Here is a 15,790-nt window from a genome sequence, read left to right as displayed (position 1 = left end):
CACGGTGTTGTGCAGCGTGCCGCCCACTGCGCTACCTACGGTGCCGACGGTTTCGTGCAGCGTCTCGCCTGCTGCGCTGCCCACCGTGCCGACTACGCCGTGCACTACGCCGTGCACTACGCCACCCACCGCACCGCCGACCGTGCCGGCAGCTCCGTGAAGCGTGCCACCTACTGCGCCCACGGTGTTGTGCAGCGTACCGCCCACTGCGCTACCTACGGTGCCGACGGTTTCGTGCAGCGTCTCGCCTGCTGCGCTGCCCACCGTGCCGACTACGCCGTGCACTACGCCACCCACCGCACCGCCAAGATCGCCCAGGGCGCCGTGATGCAGGCCTCCAAGACCGAGCGTGCTGGCCTGCGCACTCACGACGGTCCGGCCCGCGAGCTTCAGGTTGCGATCGGCCACCACGTCCTGGCCACCCGGGCCCTGCACGCGCACCTTGCCGGCGACGCCTGCATCGAACGCCGCCGTGATCGCGCGATCATCGGTCTCGCCCGGCAGTTCTTCCTTGGCGGGCAAGCTCACCGCTGCGGTTGCGGAGGCCTTGCCCTGGCCCTCGATTCGATGTCCGGCGATGGCCAGATGCGAGTCGGCGTTGCCGTCGATGCCGGCCTTCAACCCGGACAATCCCTGCGAGGACGTCGTGATACCCGCTGCCGCCCTGGCGCCGGCACCCACCGATGCCACCGGGGCACCTGCGATGCCGACCCTGGCCTTTGCCTTCGCATCGGCCGTCAGCCCCAGCGGCAAAGCGGCGCCGGAGGAAACGTTCGCTGCCAGTGAGGTATCCACCTGAGTACCGGCTCCGATGCCGAGCTGGGCCCGCACATCAGCGGCCAGCGCTGGCGTGGGCACATGCTGCGGCGATGCGTTCGCCCCCAGCTTCACCTGCACGGCGGCCGGCAGGACCTCGTGCACCAGCGGCAGCGAAGTCGTGCTCAGCTGCAGGCCCACGCGCGTATCGGCACTGATCGCAGGCGTCGCCTGCGCCTGTCGCGCGGCTGCGGCCAGGGCGACTTCGGCGTCGACCTTCACCGGCAAGGTCTGGGTGTACTTGGCCGCCAGCGCCTGCAGATCGCGCAGCGACTGGTTGGATTCGGTTGCGGATGCCGGCCCGCTGGCCAGCACGCACAGCAATGCAAGCGCAAGGGCGCTGGGCGTCAGCAGGGTGGTGCGCGGATCGCGTGATGCGGTGCCGCCGCTATCGCCGGTGGCCAGTTCCGAGGCCACAACCAGAGCATTGAGCTGGCGGTTCCATACACGCCGGTAGATGCGGTTCATGAGCATTTCCCCCGTAGGCGAACAACTTGAATGACAGTGGACTTGCCGCTAGGCAGGTGACTGACATTTCAACGGTTCGCGGAGGCGTGGCGCACTTCAATCCGGCAGGGCAATCGCGCAATCCGGCAAATCCACGGCCGGATTCGGCAGCCGGATATGCAAAACCGGCAGCAATGCCGTGAAAGCCCCTGTGGGGCAAGACTCAGGCCGGTTGGCCCAACTGCGCGGGTGCACGCATCAGGGTATCCCGCGGAAGTTCACCGAACACCTTCCGGTAATTATCGGCAAAGCGCGAGAGATCCCACAGGCCACAGCTCAGCGCGATCGCCTTGACCGAACGCCTGCTGGAGTCGGCCATCGACAGGCTGCGGCAGGCTGCACACAGGCGCAGCATGGACAGATAACGGTTGGGCGACGTACCGAACAGATCTTCAAATGCATAGCGCAGGCCACGCTCGCTGACACCGGCGGCGTCGCAGATTTCATTCATGTATATATTGCGACGCAGGTTGAGCCGCATGAAATTCTCGGCGCGCTGGGCGATCAGGTAATGCGTACGCCGTGCGCGGCTGCACCCCGGGCGATCGACGGCACCGGCACCCAGCAGGGCCTGGATGTGCTCATGCAGCAGCCGCTCGGTTTCCTCCGGCTGCAGGCTGGCACCCTGCCCCAGCTGCTGGTGCAGCTGCTGGTAATGCAGCGCCAGCGGGGCATCATCACCGGACAGATTGAACAGCGAGAGCGCCTGTCCCGCCGGCGGGGTGCTGCGCAGGCTCAGTTCGGTCAGCTTGCGCTGCACGCGGGATACCGGCACCAGCATCAGGGTCAAGCGGGTACCGGGGCTGAGGGTGAATTCACTGATGCCTTCGGGAAGCACGGTCAACGCCATCCCGGCCGCCAGCGGTACGCCATGGCACCAGCTCACCGCCTCGTCGGTGGCCTGCAGATACCCCAGCATCGCCCAGTCCGGCGGCAGCATGAAGCGGCCACGGCAATGGAATCCGCAGCTGATGCTGCAGAACAGGGCTTCCTCATGCACGCGCGAAGCGAACGCCGCGCGCGGGCCATTGCCGTCGAGCAGCAACAGTTCCACATCGCATACGCGAAGCACACCGCTCAGCGTGGCCAGGTCGATCGACCGGAGCTCGCCGTCGTCGCTGTCAACCACCCCACCATCAACCATGACAGTGTCGTCCCCCGTTGGTCAGCTGCCCGCCGCAACCCCCACTGCCCTACAGGTGCGCGCGGTTTCCAAGAGCATCATCCGTTGCCGTGATGGATGCGGCCACTGGCCGGCTCCACCTTGAAAGTACCAAACCTTGAATACGAGTATGCCCGATAATCCGCGCAGGTAAACAGGTCGCGCGGGAATACAGCAACCCGCGCCCGGCGTGAAGGAAATGTGGGCGCCAGTGGCACGATTCTCGCATGCGTTAACCCGGGTCACATTATTAACATCACGATGAATCGTTACGCCTGGGAACGGCGCTTCATCACAGAATAAGCAACCGATTATCAGGAATAAGAGATTCCTGCCGAATTTGCATATAGGTTCCGGTTGCACCCGGCCGCCATTCAGGCAAAGTCGGTATCACGGTGATCGAACCGCTCCGATGCGGTCACACCCAGGGGACAGCATGACGATGCACGCGCTGCTCGATGACGTTCCGACCACCGGCCTGGTGCCGCGCGGTCGCACATGCGCGGTCGCTGCACTCCCTGGTGGAGATCACCCTGCTTTAGCGATGCGGGACAGTCCCGCATTGCCACCTCCGCCAGGATGGCAGAGGTCCATGGACGGTCCCGACGGAGTCGGGCAACCGGCCGATGCAGGTGTCTTGTTGCCATTGACAGGTAGAGGGAGACAACCGTCATGAACGCTTCCATCCGCAAGTTCCTGAAAGAAGAAGATGGCGTGACCGCACTCGAATACGGGCTGCTGGCCGCTGTGATCGCCGGCATCCTGATTGCCGTGGGCCGCACCCAGATCACGGAATTCTTCACCACGCTGTTCACCCGCCTTTCGGCAATCGCCACCGAAGCAACCACCTGAGCGACCTGCGGACGCACCACCGCTGGTCGCGCCATCCGCGACCACGGTGGCCGCAGGCCGGGATGCGGTTGCAGACGGTCCAGTGACGGACGAAGGGGAGTGCGATGACACTGCTGGGACTATTGGCCATCGGTGTGTGCCTGCGGATCGCGATCAGCGATCTGTATGCCCGCCGGGTGCCCAATGCCTGGCTGCTGGCGGCGTGCGCACTCGCAATACCTCTGCTCGTCGCCGGGCAATTTGGTGAGCCACGACTGCCATGGCCGGCGCACCTGCTCGGTGCCGTTGCCGGCCTGCTCGCGCTCCTGCCCTTCTACGCACTACGCTGGATGGGCGCAGGCGACGTGAAATTCTTTGCCGTGCTCGGCCTGCTGCTGGGATGGCATGCCCTGCTGCCGATATGGGTAGTGGCCAGCCTTGCCGCCGGCGCCCACGCAGTGGCGATCCTGCTCGGGCGTCAGCTGGGCATGCACCTGCCGATGCGCGTGCAGCTGCAGGTATCGCGCGCCAGCGAGCAATGGCAGACGCACCCCGCATTGCGCGGAATGGAGGCTGCCCGCCAGGGGCGCCGCGGCATTCCCTATGCGGCCTACCTCGCATTGGCGGCGATCGGCTGGCTCCTGGCCACGACCTATGGAGGTCTCGCATGAACACCCTCGGTCCGCGGCGCCAGCGTGGCGTGGTTGCCGTCGAATACGCGCTGATGATGATTCTCGGCCTGGTGCCGCTGCTGCTGTTCACTTTTTCCGGCGTGCTGATCATGGCTGCCCAGCAGACGCTTGCAACGGCCGCTGCCGAAGGCGCGCGCGCATCGCTGCGCTTCGGAACCGCCAACGAACGACGCACCGCCGCGTGCGTCGCAGCACGCCAGTCGATGCAATGGCTGCTGCAGTTCTCCAGGCAGAACCCTGACTGCAGCGCCGGCGGCACCGGTCCGATCCAGGTCTCGGCGCAGGCACCCTGCGCGGGCATGGCGACCGCGCAGTGCATGACGGTCACCGTCCGCTACGACTACGCCGCCCACCCTTTCTTCCCCGGCACCGCCACGCTTTACGGCTGGGTGATGCGGGCCCCCATCCGCAGCGTCGCGGTCGCCCAGCTCGACCTCGGCTCCGGCAACTGACGGTACAGGAGACGGTTCCATGCTCAAGTTGACCCGCATCGCCGCCATCGCTCTGATCGCACTCGCGGTGCTGCTGGCGCTGATCGCATTCGTGATCGGCCGCAGGCCCACCCCTTCGGCGGAAAGCGCGGCTCCGGTCGTTCAGGCCGACGCACAGGCCATTACGGTGGTCGAGGCCATCGCCCGGCTGCCGGCCGGTGAACCGATCACTGCCAATGGCGTGCGCCTGGCCCGTCGAAGCGCAGCCGTGCCGGGTGCCGCCGCCGACCTGGCCGCCGTGGTCGGCAAGGTGCCGGTGCAGGACATCGCCGAAGGCAGCACCATCAGCGACGCGGTGCTGGCCCAGGGCTTCTCGCTGCAGCTGCGGCCCGGCGAGCGTGCACTGGCGGTGCCGGTGGATGAACTGGTCGGTGCCGGCAACCGTATCCTGCCAGGCGATTTCGTCGATGTGTTCCTCAACCTGCGCAGCGAACCTGCCAGCTACAACGCGGCACCCGACGCCGCACAGACCCGCCTGCTGCTGTCGCGCCTGCGCGTGCTCAGTTATGGCCAACAGGACATCGCCCCGAACACGGGCGGCACGAATGCCAGCACCGATACCAGCAACCGTGCAGACCCGCGCGCGGCAGATATCACCAGCAACGCCAGCAGCAGTGGCGGCAGTAGCGGTGACGCAGCCCAGCCGGCCCGCAGCGCCGTGCTGGCGGTGCCGGTGGCCGACGCCAACCGGCTGCTGCTGGGCGCGCAGCAGGGCAAGCTCTACCTCGCGCTGCGCAATCCCGCCGACGCCGGCCAGCCCGACCTGGCCCTGTTCCCGCAGGCGCGAGGCGTGATCGATCCGCTGCGTGGCCTGGACGCGGAACAGCAGCTGGCGTTGCAGCGCCCCGAGAACCACGCCTTCGCCGGCATCGATGGCGATGCCCTGGCCGGCCGCAGCAGCGCACGCGCACGCACGGTGAACGACGCCCCCGCACAGCCCCCCGCCGCCCGCCGCAGCGCACCGCGCGCATCCGGAATCGAGATCATCCGCGGCGATGGTTCTGCGCCCCGCGGCTCCCTTTGACCTGCACCGAGAGCTTCCATGACCGAACGTCGCCAGAGTCCAAGCCCCTCCTCCCGCCAGCGCTGGCTCGCTCTGCTGCTGGTGCTGCTGGCGCCTGCGACCAGCGTGGCTGCTGACGACCTGGTGCTGCAGGCCCGCGAACAGCGGCCCTGGACACTGCCCGCGGACCTGGAACGGGTGGCCATCGCCGATCCGGGCGTCGCCGATATCGTGATGCTGCGAGGCCAGCGCCAGGCGCTGCTGGTCGGCAAGGCCCCCGGCACCACCACCCTGCTGCTGTGGCACCGCAAGCAGTCGGAGCCACAGCGCGTGCAGGTCCGCGTGCAGAGCGCGGTGCAGGGGGCGGCCGATGCGGGTTCCAGCGGTCTGGTGTTCACCCAGCAGGACCAGCAGGGCCTGCTGCAGGGAAGCACCGACAGTGCGCTCTCGCACATGCAGGAACAGAAGGCGGCCGCGATGGCGTTGGGCAAGGATGGCCAGCTCGCCGATGCCTCCACCATCGCCAGCGGCGGTGTGGTCCAGGTCGAGGTGAAGGTGGTCGAGTTCAACAAGACCGCGCTGAAACAGGTCGGCATCAGCTTCCAGAACCGCAACGGCGGTTTTGCCTATGGCTTCGCTCGTCCGGGCGGCATCCTGCCGGGCAACACCGGCGTGCTGCCCGGCATGCAGGAGGGCAATTCCAGCAACGAATCGGAATCGCCCATCTCGTCGGCCTTCCGCCTGGTGTTCGGCTCGACGAAGGGCCTGTGGAATGCGGACCTCGATCTGCTGCAGTCCAATGGCATGGCCCGGGTGCTGGCCGAGCCGACTCTGGTCGCGCTGTCCGGCCAGAGCGCCAGCTTCCTCGCCGGTGGTGAACTGCCGATCCTCGAACCCCAGGGCCTGGGGACCACCACCATCACCTACAAGCCGTTCGGCATCGGCCTGACCGTCACCCCGACCGTGCTCGCGCCCAACCGCATCGCCCTGAAGGTGGCGCCGGAAGCCAGCGACCTCGACTACACCAACGCCATTTCCCTCAACGGTGTGCAGATTCCGTCGATCAGCACCCGCCGTGCCGATACCACAGTGGAGCTGGGCGATGGCGAGAGCTTCGTGATCGGCGGTCTCGTCAGCTCGACGGTCGCCTCCACGGTGAACAAGATCCCGCTGCTGGGCGACCTGCCGATCATCGGCTCGTTCTTCCGCGATTTCGACTACAAGCGCCAGGACAAGGAACTGGTGATCATCGTCACGCCACGGCTGGTGCAGCCCCTCGCCCGCAATGCCGAGCTGGCACTGCCAGGCGAGCGCGAGGCCCGGCCCAACCTGCCTGAGTGGGGTTCCTGGCTGCTGGGTCCGGTCAGCCAGGACCCGGTGCCCGGTTTCTCACGTTGAATCCATGATGCCTGCGATACCACGCCCATGCCCTACGCCACTGCCCAGCCGCTGCATCCGCAAGGACCGCCGATGAACCTGGTCCTGTACGGGATGGATCGCGAACTGCTGCCGCGGCTGGCGGCCAAGCTGCCGCCTGCCACCACCCTGCACTGGCAGGACAGCGGTGAGCCGACATCCGCGCAGGACCTGCAACGCGGTCCGCAGAATCTGGTACTGCTCGACTTCCGCCCCGAGCACGCCGCCGCCTCGACCGTGCTGGCGCAGCAGCTGCAGCAGACCCAGCCGGACCTTGCGCTGGTCGCCGTTGGCGCCACCAGTGCCGGGCAGGTCGAAGGCGTGGTGATGGCGCTGCGCGCCGGCCTGCGCGATGTGCTCGACCTGGACAGCGACAACACCGGCATCGAGGCCGCGCTGCGCCGCGCGCTCTCGCCCCGGCCCGCCGCTGCCGCACACCAGCCGCACAAGGCGCGGTTGATCCTGCTGCTGGGCGTACGTGCCGGGGTCGGCACCAGCACACTGGCCGCGCATCTGGCCGTGCTTGCACAACAGACCCATGCATTGGCGCAGGGCGAGGCCAGCACCCAGGACGGTCTGCTGCTGGAACTGGCGCAGCCGGCGGGCGACCTGGCGCTCTACCTCAATCTGGACAGCCGCTTCCACTACGAAGACGCACTGCGCAATGCCAGCCGCATCGACGCCACCCTGGCGCGCACTGCGATGGCGCGCCATGACAGCGGACTGGTCCTGCTCGACCGCGCCAGCGGCAGCGATGCGCTGCCACCGTCCGATCCGGGCGCCCTGCTCCAGCGGCTGCGCGGCGTGTTTGCCAGCGTGCTGTGCGACGCCGGCGGCTGCCCGCTGCGTCAACTGCCACCGCTGCTGCTGGACCAGGCCGACGAGATCTGGCTGGTCGCGGACGCTTCGATTGCCACTCTGGTCTCGCTTGACCATGCGCTCAAGCATCTGTCCGGCCAGCGCGAACGGGAGAAGCGCCTGCAACTGGTGATCAACCGCCATGACGACAGCAGCGGCATGAGCCCGGAGCAGATCGCCCGACGGTTCGAGCTTCCACTGCTGGCCACGCTCCCCGAACGACCACGCGTACGTGCCTCCGCCAGCCACGGCCACCTGCTGCTGCAGGACGCGCCGCGTGATCCGTACCTGCGTGCCCTCGCCCCGCTCGTCCAACGCCTGGATCCGGCTGCATGCCCGGTCCAGACGCACGGCCTGCGGGAAAGACTTGCCCTTGCCCTGGGTGGATCGCAATGGAAGACAAAGTAACCCCGTTTCCGCACGCCGTCGCCCGCCACACCGTTCCTGACCACGTTGCGGGCAATCTGCCGTTCGCAGAGACCGAGCAGTACCAGAAGGTGCTGTCCGCGGCGCATGAGCACCTGCTCAACAGCATCGAGGACGAGCGCATCGATATCGATTCCTGGGCTCCGGACACGATCGCGCGCTGGGTGCAGGTGCAGACCGTGGGTTTCATCCAGGAGTGGCGCATCCCGATCAATGAAGAGGAGATGCAGGTGGTGGCCGAGGGCCTGGTCAAGGAGCTGACCGGCTTCGGCCCGCTGGACGACCTGCTGCATGATCCCACCATCGAAGACATCCTGATCAATGGCTTCAAGGATGTGCACGTCTCGCAGGGCGGACAGCTCAAGCGCGCAACCCAGCGCTTCACCGACGACACCCATCTGCTGCGCATCCTGCGCCGCATCCTCGCACCACTTGGCCGGCGCCTGGATGACTCCAACCCGATGGTGGATGCGCGCCTGCCCAACGGCGGCCGCCTCAATGCGATCATCTCGCCGCTGGCGGTGGACGGCCCGATGGTCTCCATCCGCAAGTTCCGCAAGGACCCGTTCACGCCCGATGAACTGCTGGCCAAGGGCACCTTCGATGCGCCGATGCAGGCGCTGCTGAAGGCGATGGTGCTGGGTCGCTGCAACATCCTCGTCTCCGGTGGCACCAGCTCGGGCAAGACCTCGCTGCTGAACGCCCTGGCCAGCTACGTGCCACCCACCGAGCGCGTGATCACCGTCGAGGACACCGCCGAGCTCTCACTCAACCATCCGCACGTGGTGCGCCTGGAGAGCCGCATCGGTGGTGCGGAGGGACAGGGCGCCGTCAGCATCCGTGACCTGGTGCGCAACAGCCTGCGCATGCGCCCCGACCGCATCGTGGTCGGCGAGGTGCGCGGCGCGGAAGTGCTGGAGATGCTGCAGGCGATGAACACCGGCCACGACGGCTCGATGGCCACCATCCATGCCAACTCGCCGCGCGACTGTCTCTATCGCATCGAGATGCTGGCCGGCTTCGCCGGGTTCCAGGGCAGCGAAGACAGCCTGCGCCGGCAGATCGCCAGCGCGATCGATTTCATCGTGCAGATCTCGCGCCTCGGCAGTGGCCGGCGCGTGCTGGTATCGATCACCGAGATCACCGGCGTCAGCGACAACCTGATCACCACCCAGGAGATGTTCCGCCACGAAGTGCAGATCGACGGCAGTGGCAAGGAGACCGACCGCTGGATCGGGCTGGGCTTCCAGCCGCACTCGCACAAGCTCGAGCCGTTCCGCCAACTGTTGCGCGAATCCCTCTACGGAGACTACTGAACATGGGGACCGGCCTGCTGCTGGGCGTATTGAGCATCGTGTCGGTGCTGCTGGCGCTGGCGGTATGGCTGTGGGGCACCGCCAACAGCCGCGAACAGCGGCAGGCATCCCTGCAGCATGCCGAACAGCAGCTGGCACGTGGCAGCGCGGGCCCGGGCAGCAACGCGGCTGCGGCCAACGATGGATCGCGGCCGCTGCCGGCAGCAGCTGGCCGTCGCGCGCTGCCCTGGAATGGCCTGCTGCAACGCGCGGGCCTCGCCACCGGCTGGAAGGTGCCGCTGATGCTGCTGGTGCCCGGCCTGGCCCTCTCGCTGTTCGCGATGCTGCGGCTGGGAACGGCATGGATGCTGCCGCTGACGCTGCTGCTGTACCTGCTGGGCTGCTGGTTGTGGATCATGCGCCGCACCGCCAAGTTGCAGGCCAAGCTGCTGCATCAGCTGCCGGACTTCCTCGACAACCTGGTCCGCCTGACCGCGCTCGGCAACAGCCTGCAGTCGGCCTTCCAGGTCGCGTCGCAACAGGCGACGCCGCCACTGCGTGAGCTGCTGGACACCACCGTGCGATACGCGCGGGGCGGCATGGACCTGGACCGCGCACTGAACCTCGCCGCGCAGCCCTATCGGATGGAGGTGCTGAAGGTGCTGGCCGTGGTGATGGGCGTCAGCGTCCGCATCGGCGGCCGCGCCGATCAGATCCTGCAGCGCATGGGCGATTTCATGCGCGACCTGGAGCAGGCCCAGCAGGAGCTGTCAGCCACCACGTCCGAGACCCGCATGTCGGCCTGGGTGCTGGGACTGCTTCCGCCCGCCAGCGCCGTACTGATGGCGATCTCCAGCCCCGAGTTCTTCCAGCCCGTCCTGCACGATCCGCTCGGTCACAAGATCCTGCTGATCGCCCTGGGCCTGGAACTGCTCGGTGGTTTCCTGCTGTATCGCCTGGCCAAGTCGCTATGAGCATCCGCAGCGGAGGTTCCCGATGAGCGCAACTGCCTGGTTCGCACTTGCCCTGCTGGTCCTGGCCGCCGGCGTCGCCCTGCTCGGTGTGGGCGGCTGGGTCCGCAGCCATCGCGAGGACCGCAGTGCGGCAACGCTGAAGACCGCATTGCAGCCACGTGATCCGATCGCCGACGAGGACGCGGCCCGCAGGGATTCACTGGGCTGGCTGGAGCGCTTCGGCCGGACGCTCAGCGGCGGGCGCCTGGAAGCCGCACTGCTGGCAGGCGAGGATCGCCTGCTGCTTGATCTGGCCGGCTGGAACACCCGTCGCGGCACGGCGATCTATCTGGGCCTTCGCCTGCTGCTGGCAGTACTGGTGCTGGCGCTGACCCTGGCCGTGAGCGATGCCACCGGCCTGGCCCGGATCATGGTGATCGTCGGCGCGCTCGCCGCCGGCCTGCTGCTGCCCAAGTTCGTGCTGGCCGCGTGGGTCAAGCGGCGGCGGCGCGCCGTCAACAACGAGTTGCCGCTGTTGATCGACCTGCTGCGCCTTCTGCAGGGGGTTGGCTTCAGCATGGATCAGAGCCTGCAGACCCTGGGCGACAAGCTGCGCGACGCACTGCCGGTGCTCGGTGGCGAGATCCAGGAGGCGAACGTCGCCTACACCCATGGACGCACTCGCGCCCAGTCGCTGCGCCGGCTCAGCGATGTCTACGGCGATGACGACCTGTCCAGCCTGGTGCAGTTGATCCTGCAGGTGCACGCCCACGGCGGCGCGGTGCAGGAGCCGCTGCGCCAGTTCAGCATCCGGCTGCGCGAACAGCGCCGCAATGCTCTGAAAGAGAAGGTCGGCAAGCTCTCGGTGAAGATGACCGTGGTGATGATGCTGACCCTGCTGCCTGCACTGATGCTGGTGCTGGCCGGGCCCGCGCTGGTCGCGCTGGCCAAAACCCTGTCGAACATGGGATGACCGTCATGCCTGCTCTGCGCCACGCCTGTCTGTTGTTTGCTCTTGCCACTGCCGTCGCGGGATGCGCCTCGTCCACCCCGAAGTACCTGCGCGCGCCCACCCTGGCCGAGCCCGGGCCCGCGCCGCAGGACAGCCGCAATGCCTACCTTGAGCTGATCGAGCGCATGCAGCTGCAAGGGGCCTGGTACGCCTCGCTGGCGCATGTGGATGCATTCCGCCAGCGCTACGGCGATCCTCCGGCGCTGCGCCTGCTGCAGGCCAATGCACTGCGCGAGACCGGCCAGACCGACGCCGCGGCCGCGCTGTACCGCGAACTCAGCAGCGGGCCGCAGGCCGCCGCCGCGGCACATGGCCTGGGCCTGATCGCCGCGCATCGCGATGACGAGGCCGGCAGCGAACTGTCGCTGGCCCGCGCCACCCAGCTGCAGCCGTTGAATACCGATTACCTGGGTGACCTGGGGTATGCGCGTCTGCGTGCCGGCCGCTTCGATCAGGCCCGCGAGCCGCTGGCCAAAGCACTGGAACTATCACCGGGCAACGCCAAGGCGACCGCCAACCTGGCGCTGTGGGCGGTCCTGCGCGGCGACAACGCCACGGCTGAACGCCTGGCTGCGCAGGCCAACCTCAACGAAGACACCCGGCGCAGCATCCAGCAGCAGGCCCAGCAGATCCGCAGCCGGCTGCAGCAGCGCCAAGCCCAGGCATCGGCGGCCAGCAGCACGGCACGGATCGCCACTGTGCCATCCCGCGCCCCCGCCCCGGCCGGCAGCCGGCTGGCGGCCGAAACACGCCGTGACGCCCGCGATCGCGATCCCTCCCGTCTGCCGCCGTCGATGCTGGAGCGCTTCGGCACGTCCGACCACCCGACCGAGAACACGCCATGACCGCGATGACCCTGATCCGACGCCTGCTGCCTGCGGTCACCTGCTGCCTGCTTGCCACGGGAGCCCACGCACAGGCGCCACAGGCGCCGCTGACCGGCCAGATGCTGGGAGGCAGCCCGGCAGCGGCCCCTGCCATCGCGCCGCAGCAGGCCGAAGCACTGGCAACCGTCGACCTCGCGGCGCCTGCGCCGCCCCCCGCGATGCCGCCCGCGCCTCCTGCCCGGGTGGCCGCTGCACCGGCTGCGCCGCGGCGCAACGAGGTCGGTGATGCCACGCGCCAGCTGTTCCAGCTGCAGGCGTCCGGGCAACAGGCCGGCCCGCGGCTGCCGATCCTCGGTGATCAGGCCACCGCCAGCTACGCGCGCTACCTGAAGAGTTTCGAGCAGGACATCCCCGCCTTCTTCGACACGGATGTCGGCAGTTCCAAGAGCACCTCCAACTCCGGACGCTGAGGCATGCCATGAACCGCTCTCGCCAGCCCCGTTTCCACCGCCCGCGCGGCGGCATGTCCGTCACCATGATGCTGGTGATGCTGGCACTGGTGGCCATGCTGGGTCTGATCGAGGTCGGCTTCCTGTTCTGGGCCAAGCGCGATGCGCAGAAGGTCGTGGACCTGGCGGCGCTGGCAGGTGCACAGCGACTTGAGCTGTGTACATCGAACAACGGCGACAACAGCGCCGCGCGGCAGAGCGCACTCACGCAGAACCAGTTCCCGGGCACGGTGCAGGTCCGCTGCGGCAACTGGAGCGCCGCACGCGGAGGCAACCGCTTCAGCGAGACGGTCGACGCCAGCAATCCGCGCAATGCGGTGCGGGTGGTTGCGACCCGCAGCGTGCTGCCGTTCTTCGGCCAGAACGAGAGCCTGCCGACCATCACCGTGCAGGCCGTGGCACGCCGCTCGGAACCGACGGCGGTGTTCGCGGTGGGTTCGCAGCTGCTGCGCACGAACGGCAACTCGCCCTTGATGGGCACCCTGCGCCTGGTGGGGCTGGACGTCACCAACGCCACGGTGCTGTCGTACGACGGACTGGCGCAGGCCAACATCACACCGTCAGGCCTGCTCAATGCGCTCGGCATTCCGGTCACCGCCAATCTCAGCGTGGCCGACTTCAATCGCCTGCTGTCGTTGAACCAGGTTTCACTGGCACGGCTGGTGGACGCCACCGCCACGGTGGTCGGCCGCAGCACCACCGCGGGCGTGCAGCTGCGTGCGCTGTCCGACCTGGTGGCCACCCGCCTCGACATCAATCGGGTCAATATCGCGCTGGGCAGCCAGAACGGCGGCGGCGGACTGTTCGCCGAGGTGATCTCTCCCGACGGCACGGTGGGCAGTGCGCTGCAGTCGCAGATCAACGTGCTTGACCTGGTCAATGCAGCCATCTCCATCGCCAATGACGGCAATGGCGTAGCGGTGCCGAACCTCAACCTGCTCGGCATGGATATCAAGGCAGGTGTTGTCGAACCGCCGTCGATCGCCATCGGCGGTGTCGGTTCGCGGGCCTACAACGCACAGGTCCGGCTGATGGTCGACGTCGACAGCGACCGCCTGTTCGGGGTGGGGCCACTGCTCAACCTGCTGGGCACGCGCCTGCACCTGCCATTGCATGTGGACGTGGCCAACGCGATGGGAACACTGACCAGCATCCAGTGCAGCGCGGCACCGCCCACCGCCACCATCCAGGTGGACTCCTCGGTACTGCGCGCGTGCGTCGGCAAGGTCAATGCCGCCGACCGTTTCTCCAAGAGCAATGTCTGCGACGCCACCTTGCAGAACGAACAACTGCTGACACTGCTGGGACGGCCGCTGATCAACGACAAGATCACCCTGCCGGCGCTGACCGGCACGCAGAGCCTGACCCTGGCCGCCGGCCAGACCGGCACCACCCGGATCAATCCCCTGGCCGTCGGTGACGCGGTCTCGCACCTGGTCAACGAGCTGCTGCGTGTTTTGTCGGGCATGCTGAGCTCGCCGGCACAGGGCATGAATGCCAACGACACGGCCAAGGCACTGGCCGACCGCTACCTGCAGGCAGCGTTCCCCTCGGGCGGCCGCTACAACGTCGACCAGCTCATTCCCCTGCTGCGCGACGGCGACCCGTCGCGCAACCTGGCACCGCTGGGCAACTGGACGGTCAAGAAGGGCGTGCCCAAACCCTGCCTGATCGGGCTGGGCACCTGCTGGGAAGATGGCTCGGTCTGGGCAGGCTACCGCGCCACCGTGACGGGACAGGGCCTGGGTCTGCTCGACGGGCTGCTCGGCTCACTGGTCGGCGGGCTGCTCATCAACCGCTGCGACAGCCTGCTGGGCAACCTGATCGACTACAACGGCTGCGTCCGCACCAATCTGGCCTCGTACATCCAGACCGCCCCGGACGGCTTCCTCGACGCGGCGGCCGGCGGGGGTGTCACCGCGCCCGGCAACAACGTGTCCTGCAGCGGTGTGCTGTGCACCGTGCTGAACCCGGTGCTGGCCGCGCTCAAGCCGGTGCTCAACACCGTCGGCTCCCTGCTGAGCACGACCCTGGCCAGCCTGCTGGGGCTGGAGCTGGGCCGCACCGATGTCAACGTCCAGTCCATCCAGTGCAATGGCGCACAGCTTGTGTTCTGAGCCGGGCCGGCGCCCTTGGCGCCGCCGCCGCGCATGCTAGACTCCCGGGCGGGGAACACTTCCATCTCAACCCACACTCATCCGTGGATGGTCCAGACATGCGAGAAACTTCAGGGGGCACCGTCTTCGCCCGCCACGCGCGCGGCGCGGCACTGCTGGCCGTGGCCATGCTGCTGGCGGCACCGTCCGCACTGGCGGCGCGCAGCAGCCGCGAAGGCGCAGCCGAACCGGTACGCAGCAGCGCACCCGTGGTACGCAACACGGTGGACGAGCTCAAGCAGTTGATGGACGCACGCCAGCTGACCGAACTGCGTACCACGTACAACGGCAACTACGGCGCCAGCCTGCTTTTCAATGCCAGTACCCTGACCTACTACGTCGCCCTGTTCCAGGAAAAGAACTTCTGGCGCGTCATCAAGACCGATGCCGTCGACAACGCCGAGCGGGTCTATCGCACGTTCGTGCAGCAGACCGAACAGCTCGCGCAGGTCTACATCGATACCACCCGCCTGGAAGCCGGCAAGCGCTATACCGAGCGCCTGGTGGCCTACAACGAAGAGCGCCTGCGTACCCTGCAGCAGGAAATGGAGCAGCAGCAGGCGCAGTCGGCCCAGGTCAGCGCGTCACTGCAGCAGGCCCAGCAGCAGGCCGTCAGCCTGAGCACCGATGTGCAGAGCACCAACAGCCAGCTGGACGCCCTGCAGCGCCGCATCCAGATCCTGCAGGCCGAACAGGGCAACCCCGAATTGAGCCTGCCGAAGCCGGACAGCACACCCGCGCCGGCAGCGGCCAGCGACGTTCGCTGAATCCCCCGACAGAACCCGACAGCGGCGCCGAACGGCGCCGTTGTCGTTTTTGGCCTGATTGCGACCCGT

15 protein-coding genes are annotated in these 15,790 nt (G+C 67.7%); 13 read left to right on the top strand and 2 right to left on the bottom strand.

Going from position 1 to position 15,790, the window contains the following annotated elements:
- Both ACVOMM_RS11235 and ACVOMM_RS11230 read right to left on the bottom strand, forming a co-directional pair.
- Positions 1-1,284: ESPR domain-containing protein (locus ACVOMM_RS11235; protein WP_481526253.1), on the bottom strand; the 1,284-nt coding region annotated here is incomplete at its 3' end.
- 202 nt (positions 1,285-1,486) lie between these two features.
- On the bottom strand, positions 1,487-2,467 hold the full coding sequence (locus tag ACVOMM_RS11230; protein ID WP_065175242.1) for an AraC family transcriptional regulator: 981 nt from the start codon (positions 2,465-2,467) through the stop codon (positions 1,487-1,489).
- Positions 2,468-3,157: 690 nt separating this feature from the next.
- Here ACVOMM_RS11230 and ACVOMM_RS11225 point away from each other — a divergent pair.
- From ACVOMM_RS11225 to ACVOMM_RS11165, 13 genes are all read left to right on the top strand, one after another.
- On the top strand, positions 3,158-3,337 hold the full coding sequence (locus tag ACVOMM_RS11225) for a Flp family type IVb pilin (protein WP_065175243.1): 180 nt from the start codon (positions 3,158-3,160) through the stop codon (positions 3,335-3,337).
- Between the two features lie 104 nt (positions 3,338-3,441).
- Positions 3,442-3,987, top strand: coding sequence for an A24 family peptidase (locus ACVOMM_RS11220; RefSeq protein ID WP_065182942.1), 546 nt, complete (start codon positions 3,442-3,444; stop codon positions 3,985-3,987).
- The gene (locus tag ACVOMM_RS11215; RefSeq protein ID WP_111185924.1) at positions 3,984-4,460 is read left to right on the top strand and encodes a TadE/TadG family type IV pilus assembly protein; all 477 of its coding nucleotides are present in this window, start codon (positions 3,984-3,986) and stop codon (positions 4,458-4,460) included. Before ACVOMM_RS11220 ends, ACVOMM_RS11215 begins: the two co-directional genes overlap by 4 nt.
- 19 nt (positions 4,461-4,479) lie before the next feature.
- The gene (gene cpaB / locus ACVOMM_RS11210; RefSeq protein WP_481526252.1) at positions 4,480-5,523 is read left to right on the top strand and encodes a Flp pilus assembly protein CpaB; all 1,044 of its coding nucleotides are present in this window, start codon (positions 4,480-4,482) and stop codon (positions 5,521-5,523) included.
- 18 nt (positions 5,524-5,541) lie between these two features.
- Positions 5,542-6,900 (top strand): type II and III secretion system protein family protein, encoded by a 1,359-nt coding sequence (locus ACVOMM_RS11205; RefSeq protein ID WP_180875312.1) that lies wholly within the window; start codon positions 5,542-5,544, stop codon positions 6,898-6,900.
- A 27-nt stretch (positions 6,901-6,927) separates the two neighbouring features.
- On the top strand, positions 6,928-8,184 hold the full coding sequence (locus ACVOMM_RS11200) for a CpaE/TadZ family protein (protein ID WP_065175248.1): 1,257 nt from the start codon (positions 6,928-6,930) through the stop codon (positions 8,182-8,184).
- Entirely contained in the window at positions 8,169-9,518 is a 1,350-nt protein-coding gene (locus ACVOMM_RS11195) for a TadA family conjugal transfer-associated ATPase (RefSeq protein WP_065182946.1), read from the top strand. Before ACVOMM_RS11200 ends, ACVOMM_RS11195 begins: the two co-directional genes overlap by 16 nt.
- Positions 9,519-9,520: 2 nt before the next feature.
- On the top strand, positions 9,521-10,471 hold the full coding sequence (locus ACVOMM_RS11190; RefSeq protein ID WP_065182947.1) for a type II secretion system F family protein: 951 nt from the start codon (positions 9,521-9,523) through the stop codon (positions 10,469-10,471).
- Between the two features lie 22 nt (positions 10,472-10,493).
- The gene (locus tag ACVOMM_RS11185; protein ID WP_065182948.1) at positions 10,494-11,423 is read left to right on the top strand and encodes a type II secretion system F family protein; all 930 of its coding nucleotides are present in this window, start codon (positions 10,494-10,496) and stop codon (positions 11,421-11,423) included.
- Between the two features lie 5 nt (positions 11,424-11,428).
- The gene (locus ACVOMM_RS11180; RefSeq protein WP_065175332.1) at positions 11,429-12,307 is read left to right on the top strand and encodes a tetratricopeptide repeat protein; all 879 of its coding nucleotides are present in this window, start codon (positions 11,429-11,431) and stop codon (positions 12,305-12,307) included.
- Positions 12,304-12,759 carry a DUF3613 domain-containing protein gene (locus tag ACVOMM_RS11175; protein ID WP_065182949.1) on the top strand — a complete coding sequence of 152 codons (456 nt, stop codon included), beginning with the start codon at positions 12,304-12,306 and terminating at the stop codon, positions 12,757-12,759. Before ACVOMM_RS11180 ends, ACVOMM_RS11175 begins: the two co-directional genes overlap by 4 nt.
- Positions 12,760-12,767: 8 nt before the next feature.
- Entirely contained in the window at positions 12,768-14,915 is a 2,148-nt protein-coding gene (locus ACVOMM_RS11170; RefSeq protein WP_164152531.1) for a TadG family pilus assembly protein, read from the top strand.
- 98 nt (positions 14,916-15,013) lie between these two features.
- Entirely contained in the window at positions 15,014-15,721 is a 708-nt protein-coding gene (locus tag ACVOMM_RS11165; RefSeq protein ID WP_481526251.1) for a DUF2968 domain-containing protein, read from the top strand.
- The last annotated feature ends 69 nt before the right edge of the window (positions 15,722-15,790 follow it).

It is taken from the genome of Stenotrophomonas sp. STEN009 (genome assembly GCF_056760395.1).
This window is presented reverse-complemented; position numbering and strand designations above follow the sequence as displayed.

Excerpts from the sequence above, each read along its gene's own strand:
- ACVOMM_RS11205 (WP_180875312.1), top strand. The coding sequence starts at position 5,542 with ATGACCGAACGTCGCCAGAGTCCAAGCCCCTCCTCCCGCCAGCGCTGG.
- ACVOMM_RS11200 (WP_065175248.1), top strand. The coding sequence starts at position 6,928 with ATGCCCTACGCCACTGCCCAGCCGCTGCATCCGCAAGGACCGCCGATG.
- ACVOMM_RS11175 (WP_065182949.1), top strand. The coding sequence starts at position 12,304 with ATGACCGCGATGACCCTGATCCGACGCCTGCTGCCTGCGGTCACCTGC.
- ACVOMM_RS11165 (WP_481526251.1), top strand. The coding sequence starts at position 15,014 with ATGCGAGAAACTTCAGGGGGCACCGTCTTCGCCCGCCACGCGCGCGGC.
- ACVOMM_RS11215 (WP_111185924.1), top strand. The coding sequence starts at position 3,984 with ATGAACACCCTCGGTCCGCGGCGCCAGCGTGGCGTGGTTGCCGTCGAA.
- ACVOMM_RS11190 (WP_065182947.1), top strand. The coding sequence starts at position 9,521 with ATGGGGACCGGCCTGCTGCTGGGCGTATTGAGCATCGTGTCGGTGCTG.
- ACVOMM_RS11180 (WP_065175332.1), top strand. The coding sequence starts at position 11,429 with ATGCCTGCTCTGCGCCACGCCTGTCTGTTGTTTGCTCTTGCCACTGCC.
- ACVOMM_RS11185 (WP_065182948.1), top strand. The coding sequence starts at position 10,494 with ATGAGCGCAACTGCCTGGTTCGCACTTGCCCTGCTGGTCCTGGCCGCC.
- ACVOMM_RS11195 (WP_065182946.1), top strand. The coding sequence starts at position 8,169 with ATGGAAGACAAAGTAACCCCGTTTCCGCACGCCGTCGCCCGCCACACC.
- cpaB (WP_481526252.1), top strand. The coding sequence starts at position 4,480 with ATGCTCAAGTTGACCCGCATCGCCGCCATCGCTCTGATCGCACTCGCG.
- ACVOMM_RS11230 (WP_065175242.1), bottom strand. The coding sequence starts at position 2,467 with ATGGTTGATGGTGGGGTGGTTGACAGCGACGACGGCGAGCTCCGGTCG.
- ACVOMM_RS11220 (WP_065182942.1), top strand. The coding sequence starts at position 3,442 with ATGACACTGCTGGGACTATTGGCCATCGGTGTGTGCCTGCGGATCGCG.
- ACVOMM_RS11225 (WP_065175243.1), top strand. The coding sequence starts at position 3,158 with ATGAACGCTTCCATCCGCAAGTTCCTGAAAGAAGAAGATGGCGTGACC.
- ACVOMM_RS11170 (WP_164152531.1), top strand. The coding sequence starts at position 12,768 with ATGAACCGCTCTCGCCAGCCCCGTTTCCACCGCCCGCGCGGCGGCATG.